At 36.0% G+C, this 17,351-nt stretch carries 13 protein-coding genes; 5 read left to right on the top strand and 8 right to left on the bottom strand.

Going from position 1 to position 17,351, the window contains the following annotated elements:
* Positions 1 to 204: 204 nt before the first annotated feature.
* Together rpmA and rplU are read right to left on the bottom strand one after the other, a co-directional pair.
* Positions 205 to 462 (bottom strand): 50S ribosomal protein L27, encoded by a 258-nt coding sequence (rpmA, locus tag BM088_RS00625; RefSeq protein ID WP_091978797.1) that lies wholly within the window; start codon positions 460 to 462, stop codon positions 205 to 207.
* A gap of 16 nt (positions 463 to 478) precedes the next feature.
* Positions 479 to 790, bottom strand: a complete 312-nt coding sequence (gene rplU, locus BM088_RS00620) for a 50S ribosomal protein L21 (RefSeq protein ID WP_042147360.1) — start codon at positions 788 to 790, stop codon at positions 479 to 481.
* A 222-nt stretch (positions 791 to 1,012) separates the two neighbouring features.
* On the opposite strand from rplU, the gene ispB reads away from it, so the two are divergent.
* The gene (gene ispB / locus BM088_RS00615; protein ID WP_091978795.1) at positions 1,013 to 1,984 is read left to right on the top strand and encodes an octaprenyl diphosphate synthase; all 972 of its coding nucleotides are present in this window, start codon (positions 1,013 to 1,015) and stop codon (positions 1,982 to 1,984) included.
* A gap of 95 nt (positions 1,985 to 2,079) precedes the next feature.
* Here ispB and mdh read toward each other — a convergent pair whose 3' ends face one another.
* A complete protein-coding gene (gene mdh, locus BM088_RS00610; RefSeq protein ID WP_091979118.1) occupies positions 2,080 to 3,012 on the bottom strand; it encodes a malate dehydrogenase in 933 nt (310 codons plus the stop codon).
* A gap of 232 nt (positions 3,013 to 3,244) precedes the next feature.
* Here mdh and argR point away from each other — a divergent pair, with 232 nt between their 5' ends.
* A complete protein-coding gene (argR, locus tag BM088_RS00605) occupies positions 3,245 to 3,712 on the top strand; it encodes a transcriptional regulator ArgR (protein WP_091978793.1) in 468 nt (155 codons plus the stop codon).
* Positions 3,713 to 3,765: 53 nt separating this feature from the next.
* Here argR and BM088_RS00600 read toward each other — a convergent pair whose 3' ends face one another.
* Positions 3,766 to 4,227 (bottom strand): hypothetical protein, encoded by a 462-nt coding sequence (locus BM088_RS00600; RefSeq protein WP_091978792.1) that lies wholly within the window; start codon positions 4,225 to 4,227, stop codon positions 3,766 to 3,768.
* A gap of 197 nt (positions 4,228 to 4,424) precedes the next feature.
* On the opposite strand from BM088_RS00600, the gene BM088_RS00595 reads away from it, so the two are divergent.
* From BM088_RS00595 to BM088_RS00585, 3 genes are read left to right on the top strand one after another with little or no spacing between them, the layout of a single operon-like run.
* Positions 4,425 to 4,979: an RNA polymerase sigma factor gene (locus BM088_RS00595; protein ID WP_091978790.1), complete on the top strand. Its 555-nt coding sequence runs from the start codon at positions 4,425 to 4,427 to the stop codon at positions 4,977 to 4,979.
* The gene (locus tag BM088_RS00590; RefSeq protein ID WP_091978788.1) at positions 4,976 to 5,359 is read left to right on the top strand and encodes a DUF6768 family protein; all 384 of its coding nucleotides are present in this window, start codon (positions 4,976 to 4,978) and stop codon (positions 5,357 to 5,359) included. Before BM088_RS00595 ends, BM088_RS00590 begins: the two co-directional genes overlap by 4 nt.
* Before the next feature lie 7 nt (positions 5,360 to 5,366).
* On the top strand, positions 5,367 to 5,795 hold the full coding sequence (locus tag BM088_RS00585; protein WP_091978786.1) for a GNAT family N-acetyltransferase: 429 nt from the start codon (positions 5,367 to 5,369) through the stop codon (positions 5,793 to 5,795).
* Positions 5,796 to 5,823: 28 nt separating this feature from the next.
* Here the strand turns inward: BM088_RS00585 and BM088_RS00580 are convergent, their stop codons facing one another.
* From BM088_RS00580 to asnB, 4 genes are all read right to left on the bottom strand, one after another.
* A complete protein-coding gene (locus BM088_RS00580; protein WP_143085020.1) occupies positions 5,824 to 6,909 on the bottom strand; it encodes a DUF481 domain-containing protein in 1,086 nt (361 codons plus the stop codon).
* A gap of 67 nt (positions 6,910 to 6,976) precedes the next feature.
* Complete coding sequence (locus BM088_RS00575) at positions 6,977 to 7,939, bottom strand: TauD/TfdA family dioxygenase (RefSeq protein WP_245763720.1); 963 nt, start codon at positions 7,937 to 7,939, stop codon at positions 6,977 to 6,979.
* Between the two features lie 31 nt (positions 7,940 to 7,970).
* Positions 7,971 to 15,404, bottom strand: a complete 7,434-nt coding sequence (locus tag BM088_RS00570; RefSeq protein ID WP_091978782.1) for a non-ribosomal peptide synthetase — start codon at positions 15,402 to 15,404, stop codon at positions 7,971 to 7,973.
* Positions 15,405 to 15,457: 53 nt separating this feature from the next.
* Positions 15,458 to 17,350 (bottom strand): asparagine synthase (glutamine-hydrolyzing), encoded by a 1,893-nt coding sequence (gene asnB / locus BM088_RS00565; RefSeq protein WP_091978780.1) that lies wholly within the window; start codon positions 17,348 to 17,350, stop codon positions 15,458 to 15,460.
* Position 17,351: the final 1 nt, after the last annotated feature.

The following is a 17,351-nucleotide window of genomic DNA, read 5'->3' as shown; positions in this document are numbered from 1 at the left end:
TTGTATCTCGCTTGCGCTTACTTATCAAGTATCACTGAATTATAGCTTAAGTTTACAATAGCAAAGTGAATTAGGTGCAAAACGATAAATTCTTGAATATATAGCTAAATATTCTAGATAAGTTTTAAATTATTGAGGTATATACTCATTAAAAACAAAAAACCCCGCCTGAGCGAGGTTTTTCAGCATACATTAAAGTAGATATTACTCAGTAATGATGCTTACGTATTTGCGGTTAAGAGAACCTTTTTGCTCAAACTTGATTTTACCATCAGCTTTTGCAAAAATTGTATGGTCTCTACCCATACCTACATTTGTACCAGCGTGGAATTTAGTACCACGTTGACGAACAATGATGCTACCAGCAAGAACTGACTCACCACCGTAACGCTTAACACCTAGGCGTTTACTTTCTGAATCACGACCGTTACGAGTACTACCAGCTGCTTTCTTATGTGCCATTTTTCCGTACTCCTAATTAAGCGTTGATGCTTGTAATTTTAACTTCAGTGAACCATTGACGATGGCCCATTTGCTTACGAGAATGCTTACGACGGTTAAATTTAACTATCTTAACTTTCTCGCCACGACCGTGAGATACGATCTCAGCAGAAACTTTTCCACCGGCAACAAATGGTGCGCCGATTTCAATTTTTTCGCCGTTTGCAACTAAAAGAACTTTATCAAATTCAACAGATGCACCTGTTTCTACGTCTAACTTCTCAAGACGGATCGTTTGACCTTCAGTCACACGATGCTGTTTACCACCACTTTGGAAAACCGCGTACATAATTAACTCCGTTGTGCGCCCTCAAATCGGCGCAACTAATATATTTTTCAATGGTCGCGAATTCTACGGTAAATCGAAATAACAAGCAAGCCAAAGTTCAATAAAAACACAAATTTAAATAAACTCATATTTTTAGAAAAATTAAACTATTAAGCGAGGCCATTTATTATGTATAATTGCAGCCAAAATAACCATCACATTAGAAAGTAGGTTCCAAGCTCAATGGATATAAAAACTATCCAGGCGTTAACTGAAAAAGACATGCATAGCGTTAATCAACTAATTTACGCACAAATGCAATCTGATATCGCCTTAGTTAACCAATTAGGTCTATATATAGTTAATAGTGGTGGTAAACGAATTCGCCCTATGCTGAGTCTAATCGCAGCAAAAGCATTAGGCTATGAGGGTGATAAACATATTACCTTAGCAACCATAATTGAATTTATTCACACGGCAACATTATTGCACGATGATGTGGTTGATGAATCAGATTTAAGACGGGGAAATCCAACTGCGAATGCTGAGTTTGGCAACGCGGCAAGTGTATTAGTTGGTGACTTCATCTACACCCGTTCATTTCAGTTAATGATCAACTTAGAAAAAATGTCAGTCATGAAAATTTTATCTGATGCAACAAACGTTATTGCAGAAGGTGAAGTACTTCAATTAATTAATTGCAATGACCCTGATACGACTGAAGAAAGTTATATGCAAGTTATTTACAGTAAAACAGCAAAACTATTTGAAGCTGCGACTCAATTATCAGCCATCATCACAGAACAAGATGATAACATTGTCGAAGCAATGCGACTTTACGGTATGCACTTAGGAACAGCATTTCAACTTGTAGATGATGTGCTTGACTACAATGCAGATCAAGCCATTCTCGGTAAGAGCATTGGAGATGATCTCGCTGAAGGAAAACCAACTCTTCCTCTTATTTACGCAATGCGCCATGGTACACCTGAACAAGTACAACAAATCAGACAAGCGATTGAGAAATGTGATGGCTTAGATTATTTAGATGATATTTTAATTACTTTAGCACAAACTAAAGCGTTAGAGTTCACTACACAAAAAGCAGAACTAGAAGTAGAAAAAGCAATCAAGTGTTTATCTATTCTTCCTGACAGTGATTATAAAATTGCTTTAGAAAGTTTAGCTAGATTAGCCGTAGCACGTGATTCATAAATCAAAATTCTAATGTATCAATAAAAAAGGTTTGCTACTTTAGCAAACCTTTTTTATTTTGAGCTAGCGATATTGTTAGCACAATTTATAGCTTATTAAGCCATAAAATCAACACCTTCTTGGATGTCTGATTTTAATGTCGCTAACATATCGTTTTTAGCTTTTTCTTCAAATGCGCTTAACTCACCGTAAGAAAGGATTTCTTCGACACCATTTTTACCTAAGCGTACTGGGTGAGCGAAATATGGTGCATCACCATTCTCAACAGCAACATATGCGTAATCTACAACGTCTTCACCTTGTAGACCTTTAACTAAAGACATACAGAAACGTGCTGCTGCTGCGCCCATAGAAAGAGTCGCTGAACCGCCACCCGCTTTAGCATTAACAACTTCAGTACCCGCATTTTGAATACGAGGAGTAAGTGTGGCAACTTCTTCATCAGTGAAAGTTGCACCTTCAACTTGTGAAAGCAGAGGTAAAATTGTAGTACCAGAATGACCACCAATGACAGGGATTTTTACATCAGCTACATTTAAGCCTTTAAGTTCAGCAATGAATGCTTCTGAACGGATGACGTCTAGCGTAGTAATACCGAATACACGACTTGCATCATAAGTACCTGCTTTTTTAAATACTTCAGCAACAATTGGTACAGTGCCGTTAACAGGGTTAGTAATAATACCTACTAATGCTTTAGGGCAATTGGCAACAATACCTTCAGCTAATGTTTTGATAATACCCGCATTTACAGCAAAAAGATCCGCACGATCCATTCCTGGCTTACGTGGCATACCAGCTGGAATTAATACAATATCAGCACCAGTTAATGCATCACCTAAGCTATCAGCACCAAAACCTGCAACTTTAACATCAGTAGGTATGTGTGATAAATCAACAGCAACGCCAGGAACTACTGGAGCAACATCATATAAAGATAGCTCAGAACCTGCAGGTAATTGAGTTTTTAACAATAAAGATAAAGCTTGACCGATACCACCAGCGGCACCTAAAACAGCAACTTTCATTTGTATTCTCCAATAATAAAAAATAGGTAATAAATTTTGCCCATAAAGATAAAGAAAATCTCGCACAAAGACAATTAAATCCAGTAAATAATAAGCAAAGTTTCGACTATAGTTGTAAATAATTTCAATTTTAAGCATTTACACTCAATACAGATGAAAATATCGCCTCAAATATAGGCTTGAAGATAAAACTTGTGTAAACTTTACGAAACTCGTTCAAAAAAGTTACCAGATGCAAATTCAAGATAAACAAGAAGCTTTAGTTAAAGCCTTTAAAGCCTTATTGAAAGAAGAAAACTTCGGCTCTCAGGGTGAAATTGTTGATGCTTTAAAAGATCAAGGTTTTACGAATATAAGTCAAAGTAAAGTATCGCGTATGTTAAGCAAGTTTGGTGCGGTCAGAACACGTAATGCCAAACAAGAAATGGTTTATTGTTTACCTGCTGAAATGGGTGTTCCAACAGCAAAAAGCCCGTTGCGACAGCTAGTAATAGACATCATGCACAATGAAATGATGATCATCATACGTACAAGTCCTGGTGCTGCTCAATTAATTGCACGTTTACTCGATTCACTAGGCAAAGCGGATGGTGTTTTAGGTACGATAGCAGGCGACGATACCATTTTTATTGCACCCGCTAAAATTTCAGAAATAGACATTACATTAGAAAAAGTTAAGAATTTATTTGAAACGGTATAAACTCCCATTAATGTAGAGTTTATACCTCTTATTTTACTAAATATTTAAGAAGCTTAAATATTAAAAGCGGTTTCATTACGACGCTCTAATGATGTCAAAATTAAGAAAGCCATCAGAGAAGTGAAAAAAGGCACGACTACCAGACCATCAACTAAACCAGCCCCCCCAATACTCAGTACTTCAAAGCCAGGGATGTGGATCATAGCAGTTACAATATCAGCAATGAATAGCGATAAAAAACTCCCCGTAAACATCAATGTAGGCTGAATAAATGCCTTATCTTTTCTTATATAAAAGAATAAGAATAAAGATACTGAAAACCAAGATGTTAAATGAATTCTTTGAGCATTAATTTCCTCATGGGTTCCCATACTAACCTCACCAGTTAAAATACTTAACAAAGTCCCCATTAAAATCAATAACCAACTCTCTCGGCTCCAACTGCGCCCTTGATGCCATAAGATATAAAAGCTTGGCATTGCAACAAATAGCAATACCCAAAAATACGACTCCATAACCCTTTTCTTATTATTCGATTGTTTTAATATTTACAAGTGGTCGGATCTTAACACTAGCCTCACTTTACCTCAATTATGAATTGTATTTAAATTAAACGCTCTGGACAAAAAATATAAGTTAATTTATTTTTTGTGAACCTTTTTAATCTTTATTACGTCTTGCTATATGAATAATAAAATAACGGAAATTTTAAATGCATAAAGCAGAAGAAGACTTGCTTGTTATTGCGGCTCAACAAGGTAACGAAAAAGCATTTACTTTTCTTTGTAAATATTATCAAACGTCTTTATCTCGATTTGCTTTTAAACTCTGTGGTGATCGTCATCAAGCACAAGATGCAGTGCAAGATGCTTGGATCAGAATAGCTAAAAAATTAAAAACTTTAGATGATCCTAGGGCTTTTAAAAGTTGGATTTTTAAAGCTGTAAGGTGGTGTACTTATGATTTGATGCGAAAATCTTTACGAAACGAAGCTGATTGCCAACAAGATATATCTTTAGAAAATATCACAGCACCTGAAGGTGACGAGATTGGAAAAAGTGAACATTTTACTACTTTACTTAGTTTGATTGAGCAATTACCCGAAATTGATAAGCAAGCTGTCTATTTGTTTTATTTAGAAGAGATGAAAATATCAGAAATCGCTCAAGTACTGCAAATACCCAGTGGTACGGTTAAATCTAGACTAAATAGAGCACGCAAAATATTACATGAGCGATTTAATCGTAATAAAGGAGAGATATCATGACAATAGATTCAAAAATTAAAAAAGAGTTAGAAAATGATGCTGCTGAAATAGATAAAATTTTAGCGCAAGAAAATGGCGGATTAACATCAATGCTAGCATCGGGTTTTAAAGGTAGCATGCGACGTTGGTTTGTATTAATTAATATAGTAACTGTCATCATCAGCGCAGCTTTACTCTGGTGTGCATATCAATTTTTTACTGTTGATTCTGAGTTACAAACTTTTTGGGGTATTCTACTTATCGTTTGCTTGCAACTTCAAGTTGCCACTAAACAATGGTTGTTTAATGAAATGAGTCGAAGTAGCCTTATTAGAGAAATTAAACGAGTAGAACTTGCCGTGAGTGAATTAGAAGAAAAGCAAAATTATAAAACTGATTAAAGTTAAGGTGATAAATATTAAATCAAAAAAATATGTCATTAATTTTACCCCCCCTGATGTAAGAGCATTTTTAAGCCTCAGACAAAAAATTGGCTGGGGTGAAATGAACCTTGAAATGGCGCAACAAAGCCTTTCAAATTCTTTATTTCATGTTCAAATATGTCATGATTTTGAATTAATTGCGATGGGACGTATTGTTGGTGATGGGTATATGTATTTTTACGTACAAGACATCATAGTCGACCCTTACTATCAAGGTTTAGGTCTAGGTAAAGTTATTATGCAATATATTGAAACTTACCTATCTAAAGAGGCTGGTAAAGGTGCAACTATTGGTTTACTTGCAGCCAAAGATAAAGAAGGCTTTTACAAAAGTTTTGGTTATATTGAAAGATCAGGTAAACCTCTAGGCAGAGGCATGTGCAAATTTATATAATATCTGTAACTCTAAAGCCGTAACTATATTATTGAAAGTTAGCAATAATGCTTAAACTATGGCTGGCGTTATTTGAGCTATCGGTTAAAAACGGTTGTGAATCTTTGGTAAAATCTAAACTGTAAGACAAAGAAAGATATTGATTAAGCTTATATTCCAACCCTAATGACAATATAATTTTATTTCTATTTTCATATTCTACAATGCAATAAGTTGCTGAAGAAGTTAATGTTTCAATACATTCAAGATTAACATCTTCAGCTAATTCAAAGTCAGCTAAGGCATCTAAGCTATGATAAACTTCAAATGATTGAATAAAAGCCAATTCTTTTGATAAATTCCATTTTAAGCGCTGAAATCCATATGCCACTTTATAATTAAATTTATCTAATCCTGTTAACTCACTATTTCCTAAAGAGAATCGCTCTGTTTTATCACCTAAAGCAGCAAAACTTGTTAAGATAAATTTATCTGTATTGTATATATAGGAGCCAACTCCGGCAAAATGAACAGCGGCATCTTCTAATGCTAAACTTGTATCCTTTTCTTCAAGATAACCTAATTGCGCAAACCATGACTCGTTCAGATCATATCGAGCATTATAATTAAATAAATGATATTTTCGATCTAAAGCAACAAGTCCCGACTGTTTTACATAATCTTTAGCATAACCCAATGAAAATAAATGTGTCCATTGACCGTAACGTGAATAATATTTCAAGTCTGCACTATATTGAGAGCCTTCGATATTCCCATATAGCTTATCGATTGAAAATGTCGACTGAACAGCGTTAAGCCATTGTTTAACATCGGGTGCTTTATAGTAAGAACTTGTGAGCCACCATTGAGTTTGCTCACTTTTAAGTTTCTCATTATTTTTTGAAATAGGATTTTCTGCTTCATCCGATATTTTGGATATATTATCAGGCGTTGTTTTTTTTACGCATTCGGAAGCTGACTTTTGAGTATCTTGGCATTTTTTAATTTCAACAAGCCTCTGATATAACTTTAAATCTACTTTTTTTACGTAATCCAAATCAAGGCTACTACCATAACTTTTCACGGATAAAAAAGTGAATACAGCTGACATTATAATAAATTTAAAATGAATCAAAATCACCCCATCCAATTATAATTATTTCATGATTAAACTCGTTCAATTTTATAACCAATCAAATAGATTAATGCCCATGGCCCTGAGCCATTCCAACCAAAACTTTACGCTCTCCTTTAAATGGCTGGCGACCATGTGTAAACAGCATATTATCCACTAGCAAAATATCATTTTTCTGCCACGTAAAATGATAAGTCTGTTGTTTATATACTTGGCGAATAATATCTAATACCTCTTCCTCTAATGGCGAACCGTCTCCGTAAAAAGCATTACGAGGCAAAGAGTGCTGATCAAATAGGCTCAACATGCTTTCCCTTAAATTTTCTTCTAAATTAGAAACATGAAATAAGTGAGCCTGATTAAACCATACTTTTTCACCACTTATTGGATGCAATGCAACTGCAGGGTTTACTTGTCGCGTTCTCAAACCACCATCATCCTTCCACTCAAACTGAATTTGATTTTGTTCACAATATTGTTCAACTTTTACTTTATCTTCAGTTTGAAAAACCTCCTGCCAAGGTAAATCAATCAGACCGTAGTTACGCACATACATTACTTTCTTTTGCTCAAATTTGTCTCGAATTGATAACGGAAGCCGGTTATATATTTCTCGACTATCGGCAATTGGCGTGGCGCCGCCTTCATCAGCGGGGAGCTGACACCAAAAACCTAATCTCATAGCCCATTTATTCGCGTAAGCACATTCATTATGTTGTGCTATGGTTGCATCAGAATGGTATTCTGTAGCCGTATAAACATTACAACCAACCGCAGTTCTAGGTGTAGAACGATAACCATATTCTGCTAACTCCTCACCAAATAAAGTCGATAACAATTGACCAAACTGCTCACTATTATCAACTTTAAGGCCTCTGATCAGTAACAAGCCATTTTTTTGTAACGCATTCTCTATTTCATCTTTATTTTGTTCAGCCCACTGAATGAGCTTGTTAGATGGAATATTTGCATTAAGTAGTATTTCTATATTATTTAATTCTGCTACTGGATTTATTGTCAATTTTGTCACAACTTTTCTCCAATTTTATTTACTCGTCTTATTATTCAAATAAAGTATCAAACTCGGTATCAGTCAGGCCTTCAACTGTAAATTGCCCTGTTGTAGATCTTTGTTCGTTGTAATGGGTTAAATAGTCATCTAATTGCTGCAAGCTTTGTTTAAAGCTTGTAGCTAATCTTGCGATATCCTGATCTGTATATTCTTCTTTACCATAACTAACCGAAACAGATAGCACTTCATCTGTAAACATCATCAACCAATCAATACTATGCTCACACGCTATATCGGGATGTTGATGACAACCTGGCACATCAAAATCAAAGTTTATTAATTGTGAAGACGACTCTGCTGTAGGCTTTTTAAACTCACCTAGGTAATTAAAACTTACCTTAGGAGTCACTTGATATTCCTCTCCTCCTTCCTTCAACCAACGTAACAACAAATAAGCCATGCCCTGATCTGGTATTCTTTCTTTAACCATTTTAGTCCGTTCAAGCGTTTCACTTATATCGTCAAAAGCACTCAGAGGCAGCGGGTAATAATACGTAAACCAACCGACTGTTCGGCTAATATTAATTTTGGACCTCACGCCAGATATCGTATTTCGACCATGGCTTTCCATAGTCACAAGGTTATATGCATTACCTGTTAGTGATTGCAAACCATGGCCCAAAGCAGTTAAAAATACTTGTTCAAGTGTAAAGTCTGATGTTTTTACACAATGAGACAAACTTGATGAGAGCTTGTGTTCAATATTAAAGGTTAAGTTTTTACTATTACCAATAGTGCGTTTATATGGCTTCTCACTTTGTTGATTCAAATGATTTAATGGTTGCAAAGTGTGTTGTTCGTCAATTAGCATTTTCCAATATGATTCATTCAATTGACCGCTATTAAGTTGTGACATCATTTTTAAATGTGCAGACCAACGACCAAAATCATCTGTTTTATTTGGCAATAATGCGTTATCTGAGGCTAAAAAAGTCTGCATATCTTCAATAATAATTCGCCACGATACTGTGTCTATTACCAGATGATTTGCCACTAACACTAATACATCATAATCTTTAAGTTGTAATACCACAGCTCTGAATAAGCTTTTATTGAGCGAAAACTGTTTATGCCACTCATCACATGCAGAGGCTGGGATCTCATCAATACAGTTATATTCCTGCCACTGTTGATATTCAATATCAGCCTCAACAAGATCACTGATTTTCTGAACCACCTGCGTTTCACTTTTTACAAAGCTGGCTCTTAACATATCATGCTGAGTGATCAGAAGCGTGATAGCTTGTGTCAAAATTGAGTTATCAAACCTCCCCGAATTTCTCAACATACACGCCTGATTAAACCAGTAAAGTTTGTCACCTAAAGTCGAAAACGCCCACTGTTGAATAGGTGTCAAAGCAAATTCACTACACACTAATCCTTGCTCAGCCTCTTCAATGCTATCTTCAATAGTTAACGCTAATTGAGCGACCACTGGGTTCTGAAAAATATCCCGGGTATCAATCAGCATGCCCGAATTCGACATTTTAGCTACAATTTGAATCGCACTAATAGAGTCCCCACCTAGTGAGAAAAAATTATCATTAACGCCAATCTGATTTATGCCTAAGACCTGCTGCCATATCTTACATATGGCAGTCTCTACTGGTGTAGTGCTTGCCACAAAATTTTCAACATTTTGAGCTTGAGGAGCAGGTAGCTGTTGAGTATCTATCTTTCCATTACTCGTCAGAGGAAACTGATCTAATACACTAATAAAGTGTGGGACAGCATAATGAGGTAAACTTTTAGCTAATAAATTTCGCACTTCATTAACTTGTAATATAGCTTGGATTGGTGCTTCCATTGGTAGCTCACCTGTAGTACCAGAAGGTAGCTGGAAAATTTTCTGATAAAAGGGTGTTTTCGCGAACCCATTACCAAAATGAGCTGAACGACCGTGAATTGATCTATACTCTCCTGCTGAATTAATCAAATCACCATTAATTTCAAAATCTGGATTGAGGCCATTTTCACACAAGGTTCTAATAACCTTGAGTTTAAGTACATCTCCTGGTGCAACAGAGACGGTATCACCTCCAAATAAAGGTAAATAAATAGGTAACCAGCTTTTTTCTGCATACAAAGAATCAACATAATTATCAGCATCAACATAAAGCTGCAGCCAGAAAATCAACCCACTTAACTGGGCATGGCTATGAATATTAAGTTGCGTATCATGTACCTCTTCAAGGTTAATATCTTGGGTATAATCTAAATCTTCTAATACGCCATCATTACTAATAATTGCATTTTGAGGTAAATTTTTAATACATAAACGTAAATCAAAAGCATGACCCTGCTTGTTAAAAATTTCATTAACATAATGCGCAGCAATCGGTGTAAACCCTTGATAGAAGTTCTCATGAGATAAAGACACAGCTGCCATAGATGTTAAAGAACGCTGCGGCAACATATTTGTTGATTGATGTAATAAATGACGGCTATTATTAATGATCTTAGCAGCTCCTTCAGAACCACCAATAGAGCCCACTATTTCTGAAATACACCAATCTGCTTTTTCTGGCAAAGAAACACTTTGCACATCACTATTTATTACAATAATTTTATCTGACAAGCCCAAGGCTTCAACTTTTGCACAGGCTTTGCGGTAAGTTTCTGGCAATAACTCAACCGCATAAACCTTCTTTGCGCCAGCTGCAATTGCTAAACGAGATAAAACCACCTCAGGGCCCGGACCTATTTCAAGAACCACCTTATCTTTTAAATGTTTTTTAAAGCTCGCAAAATAAACATCATTACGGGCAAAGTCTTGCGCCATACTGCCATAAAGTACATCATCATAAACATAAAACTCGGCAACTGAAGGCCAAATTTCAGCTTGTCGTTTTGCGACAACCCAAGCAGCTAATTTGTTTTCTCCCTGTACTTTAACAGTATCAACAAATGCGGCTTCAATTTCATCTAAGGCCAGCAAGCTATTTTCCACTTCACTGGTATCAATACGAAAGGCATTTATTTTTACTTGCTTATCATTACGACCAATAAATATCAGTTGTCCTAACTCATTCCAGTAAGCCATGTCACCGGTTTTATACATTCTGGTAAACTCTGTGCAATCTGAAATTGAAGCTGGCACATGTGTAAAAACATTTTGAGTTTGATACTCATTATTGCGATATTCCAGTGCGAGCCCCTCCCCCATAATGCATAATTCACCAGGTACACCAACAGGTGCTAAACTTGTTTTTCCAAGTACAAAAACATCCACATTTGCTAAAGGTTTTCCAATCGGAATACTCTGATTATATAAACTTGGATCTGTAACTTTTTCAATCGTGGCACACACTGATACTTCTGTCGGACCATAGGCATTAAAATATTGCATTTTTTGACTATAATAAGCGGCATCATCAAAGTTTGCAGGCTCTCCAGCAGTGATCAATATTTTTAATGTTGATAATTCAGGCCTATCTAAAGCACGTAAATAAGCTGGCGGTAAAGTTGCCACACTCACGTCAAACTGATTTAGGTGATTTAAAAATCTCTGAGGTTGTTCAATTGTCGCCTTATTTATTAGCACTAAGCTTGCACCACTGAATAAACTCATAAATATATTTGCTAGTGAGGCGTCAAATGACAAGGAGGCAAACTGTAATACTTTGTCTTCACTATTTATACCAAACTGCTCAATTTGCGCTAACGACATATTCACAAAACCAGCATGTCTTAATAACACACCTTTAGGTTTGCCAGTCGAGCCTGATGTATAAATCATGTAGGCAGGCGCATGGGCGTCAATCTTAGGTAATAAGGTAAGTCTAATACTCAAACTTTGTTTAATTTCTTGTAAATTATATATATTAGCTGGTAAGTTAATGACTTCGTTAAAATCAAACTGCTCAGATTTTATTATAAAATCACAACCACTACTGCTAATAATCTCCTTCAAACGCTGTTCTGGTAACGCACCATCAAGAGGCAGATAAACCCCACCAGATGCCATAATAGCCAAAAGAGCAATGATGCTATCAGTACTACGATCTATCAATAAAGCAACTGGCACACCAGGCTTCACTCCTAGATTAACTAACCCTTTAGCTATGGTGGTCACTTCTTTAGCCAAAGACGCATAAGTAACTTTTTGTTTATTTTCCTCCAGTGCTATCTGATTTTGAAATTGTAGCGCCTTTTCAAAAAATAAATCAATAATCGTTGTTTCTTTTATGATGCGTTTTTGCCCTTGAGAATAAGCGCGAAGCAAAGCTTTTTCAGACTCAGGTAAAATACCAATATCATCAACAGATTGTTCAGGATGTTCAGCCATATTTTCAAGTAAAGTAGTCAGGTGTTGGGCGCAATTTGCAATACGAATGGGCTTAAAAATATCACTGTTGTAATTAATATCGATTAATAAACCACTCTCATCCGGTTGAAAATGAAAGACCAAATCATAACGACTAAAATTCCAACCTTGCTCTTTACTGATATTATTAAACTGAACACCTTGTAGTTCAGGCATTGCCAAGTCCATATTTTGCAGTACCAGCATGACATCAAATAACGCTGAATGTCCCATGTCCCTCGGAATATCTAAATCATTAATCAATTCATCAAATGGAAATTGCTGATGTTCAAGAGCCATACTGGTTGATTCATGCACTTGTTGTAAACAATCAGTAATGCTCGATTCAGGATTGAGTTTATCCCGTAATGGCAAAGTATTAACATAATAGCCAATTTGTTCATCCAAATCAGGGTGCGCCCGGCCTACAACGGGTGAACCAATTATCAATTCAGACTGGTTGGTATAGCGATATAATAAGATTTTAACGGCAGCATTGAGTAAAACAAATAAAGTAATGCCTTGTCTTTTAGCAAGCTCATTCACTTTATTGAATATTGGCATAGGCAATAGATATTGATGCGTATTGCCATTAAAACTTTGCACTGGTGGGCGAGGATAATCACAAGGCAAGTCTAATACAGGAATAGGAGCAGCTAATTGATTAAGCCACCAGTTACGACTTTTTAACCCTTTTTCTTCATCAAGTTGACTTTTCTGCCAGGCTACAAAGTCTTTAAATTGTAACTTAAGCGGTGCTTTCTCTGACTTTTTATTTTGTAAACCAGTTTGATAGTTCTGTGCTAACTCATTAACCAATACATTAAGCGACCAGCCATCACAAATAATATGATGAATGTTAAATAATAAAACATATCCTTGTTTATTTTGGCACTTAACGAGTTCAGCACGCATCAATGGACCATTTTGTAAATCAAAGCTATGGTTTTGATTCTTGTGAATCAACTGCGCCAAAATATCATCATCAATCTTTGATAATTCTTGATAACTTAATTCAAAATCATGTTTTGGTAAAATACGCTGATAAACGATTTTATCTTGTTCAAAAAATATAGTTCTAAGTGACTCGTGACGCTCAACCAAATCTTGAAAAGCCTGCTGCAGTACAGTTATATCTAGAGTACCTGTAATAAAGTACGCTTCAGGTAAATTATAAGCAACAGGGGCAACTCCCATTTGATACAAGGTCCACAAACGACTTTGCGCTGTAGTAACAGCATAATTTTGTTCTGATTTCACCAAAGGTATTTGTTGGTAAGTACGCGTATTTTTCATGCCATCAAGTAAAACAGCAACGGCTTTAATTGTTGGATTTTGCAACCATAATTTAAGGCTTATTTCTTTACCAAAAACCTTAAATATTGCAGATAATACTCGAATCATTTTAAAGGAATCACCACCCAAATCGAGAAATTCTGTGGCTGTACATACCTTAGTTAAGCACAAACATTCAGCCCATAATTCACATAGTTTTTCTTCAGTATCTGTTTGAGGCGCGGTATAAGACTGCTCAGCATATAAAACTTCTTCTGGGGCTGGTAGCGCTTTACGATTTATTTTACCATTTAACAAAGTTGGTAATTTAGTCAAACAAACATAAACGTTCGGAACCAAAGCATCAGGTAAACGTTCACCAATAAGTAAACGCAAATCAGCCACAGGTAAAGGTGTTTTAAGCCCATCATGACGAACATAATAACAACATAAAAATTTACTTTTATCTTTATGCGCTATAGCCTGAACAACAACTTGCTTAAAGCGAGATATATTTTTGCAAGCAGCTTCTATTTCTCCTAATTCGATTCGCACACCGTTAATTTTAACTTGGTTATCAAGGCGACCTAAACACATTAAGAGACCATCATCTTGATAACGTCCCAAATCTCCAGTTTTATACAAGATATCCGGCTCTTGCGACTGCAATGGGCTTTGAATAAAAACCTTACGGGTTTCTTGGTTATCATTAAGGTAGCCAAGACTCCGATATGGTGTACGAATATAAATCTCGCCAATTTCTCCACTATTACACAGGCGATCACCTTGTATTAATAATGCATGAGTTTTTGGTAAAGTTTGACCTATTGGCACCATGCCTTGGTTATTATCTTTTGCATCTATACGATAAAACAATTTAGCCAATGTTGTTTCAGTAGGTCCATATAAGTTCACTAACTCAATATGTTCACCGCCAGCAGCTCGCCAAGCTTTAACATCAACATAATATAAAGGTTCTCCAGCTAATAAAACACGCCGTAAAGCTGGTAGTTTAATGCTCTGACTTTGTTGCTCACTTAAAGTTTGAGTCAATAAACGAAAAATTGAAGGAACGGTATGGATATGAGTGACAACTTGTTGCTCCAACCACATCAATAAATGCGCTACATTCATTCGTGTATTTTCTTGTGGAATAGCTAAACAAGCACCATTAATCAGCGGCAGCAAAATATCACGTAAGCTAACATCAAAAGTCGTTGGGGCTAACCATGAAACAACCTCTTTTTGAGTAATATCAAAACATTCTGTTTCCCAATCAAGAAAATGTACCAGTGATTTATGCTGCCCAACCACAGCTTTAGGTTCACCACTTGAACCTGAGGTAAACATAATATAACAGGCATCACTGCCCTTTACTGTTATATTAAGGTTTTCATCATAATCAGGGTTTGCCAGTACAGTTTTTTTTCTATCCGCTGAAATAAGCTTAACATTTGGTTTTGTCGGTAGTTTTTTTTCTAATACCCATTGCCATAGTGAATTAGTAACTATCGTCTCAATATTTGCCTTTTCAATTAGTAAATTTAATCGTTTGTCAGGCAAATTTACATCAAGTGGTACAAAACATTTTCCCGCCTTACCACAAGCTAATAAAGCAGCAACATAAGATGCTTGTGAGTCAATATATATACCAATATTACTGACACTGTTTACTTCGATTAATTGATTTGCGAGCGCATTGCTCCAACGATTTAAATCACGATAACTATCTGCGACGGTTATCGTTTTAGTATTCTCAATAATTTCACTGTTCAATGCCCTGCTATCAGGATACTGAATTGCATTGTCTTCAAATTTTTCAAAATAAGCGTGACGTCCCATGGCAATATGACCTTTTCTCTTATTGGATATTAGTTATTCAATTATGATTAAACTTAGCTGTAATTTGGCATGGAAAATTCGTCCAACCAAATACCAAAGGTTAAAACCACCATTAATAAATCATCTTCAAAAGTCTGGTTAAGTTGATGATCTGGTTGTAAGTAACTTTGACGTAAAAATTCAACAGTTTCAGGGTCAAAATAACCCTGACGTTTTATGCGTTCAGGCGCTAATATATCTCCAACTAGCTCACGATGATGACGTAATAAAATTGCACTTGAAGGCGCAACAAAGCTGAATTTTTGTCTTTGTGTGATCACATCAGGTAAATAACGTTTTGCTAACTGTTTTAATAAAAATTTCTCTTCACCATTATGCAGCAACCACTGCGGAGGTATTTGGCGAACAAAATCGATCAAGTTTTGATCTAAAAATGGAAAGCGACATTCAATAGAGTTTGCAAAACTCACGCGATCACCATGATCTGCTAATAAATGATCTGCCATACGTAATTTAAAGTCTAAATATGAACGCTGATGTAATGGGTCTCTCCCTTCAACAAAACGTCTATCAATGACTTCCTGATTCAGGCAATCAAATCGGTTATGCCTAAGCCTTACATCTTCACTAAATAAATATATTTTTTGCTCTTTGTGACTTTGATATGCTTTTTCATAAAACAAATGTGGATCACCCCACAGTTTTTGCCGCATTTCTTGCTCAAGCATCTCTTCTAGATCATCGCATACAGGCTCTCTTTGCTGATTTAATCTATAACCAACATAACCCGCAAACAATTCATCTGCACCTTCTCCACTTACAACTGCTTTGATCCCCTGATCAAATACCATAGATGACAGGATCAATGAACAAGCATTGTAAGATTCTCGCAGTGGTGTTTCAGCACGATTTACAACTTGTTGAAGATGATTTGCAATATGTTGATCTGTGACCTCAAAACTATGATGTCGAGTCCCTAAGTGCTTCGCCATTAAGCTTTGATATTCACTCTCATCTATGCTGCGAGAAGGAAATGTAATTGAAAAGCTATCTTTAACAGCTCCAGGAGATACTTTTGATAATATAGCTGCAATCAAAGAACTATCTAAACCACCAGAAAGATAAGCAGCTACAGGAACATCTCCTTGTAACCGTTTTTTCACCGCATCTTGTAAATGTAAATCTAGCTGATCAATACAGCTCTCTAAACCCTTTTCAGTCATAGCCTCGCTAGGCTCTTTTATTAAAGGATAATCCAGCTCCCAATATTGTTTTTCTCGCTTTTTCTCTTTTTCGATGACCAACATATGACCCGGCTTTAAGCTAAATACACCTTCAAAAAAAGTAGTTGGGCTAACAATGCCAGGAAAAGTCAACAACTGGTCTAAAGCTGTGAGGTTAACCGACTTTTTAAAACCAGGTAATGTTAGTAAGCTTCTTATTTCAGAACCAAAGGCAAGATAACCATTAATTTGAGTCCAGAACAAAGGTGCTATCCCTACGGGATCTCTCACCAAAATTAACTTATCTAAATAAATATCATATAAGGCTATGGCAAATTGACCTTCAAGATGTTTAACAAAATCTTCACCGTACATTTGATATAAATGCGGGATCACTTCTACATCACTCAGACTGTGTAATTGTTTACCATTTGCAATGAGGTGTTTTCGTAACTCTTGATGGTTATAAATTTCACCATTACACACTGCGACTATGTTACGCTCTTGGCTATATAAAGGCTGCTGACCATCATTAATATCAACAATAGCCAAACGACGAAAGGCAAGCCCTATCCCCTCATCACAATAATAGCCATCATCATCGGGTCCTCGATGGATTAAACTATCAGCCATAGTACTCAATGTTTGCAAAGAGATAAGTTCATTGGTATTGCTTTTATTTAATTGAAGACTTTGTTGATAAACTCCTGCTATTCCACACATA

Source organism: Pseudoalteromonas denitrificans DSM 6059 (assembly GCF_900112265.1).
Lineage (GTDB): Bacteria > Pseudomonadota > Gammaproteobacteria > Enterobacterales > Alteromonadaceae > Pseudoalteromonas > Pseudoalteromonas denitrificans.
The sequence above is the reverse complement of the archived record's forward strand: the minus strand, read 5'-3'. Positions and strand labels throughout refer to the sequence as shown.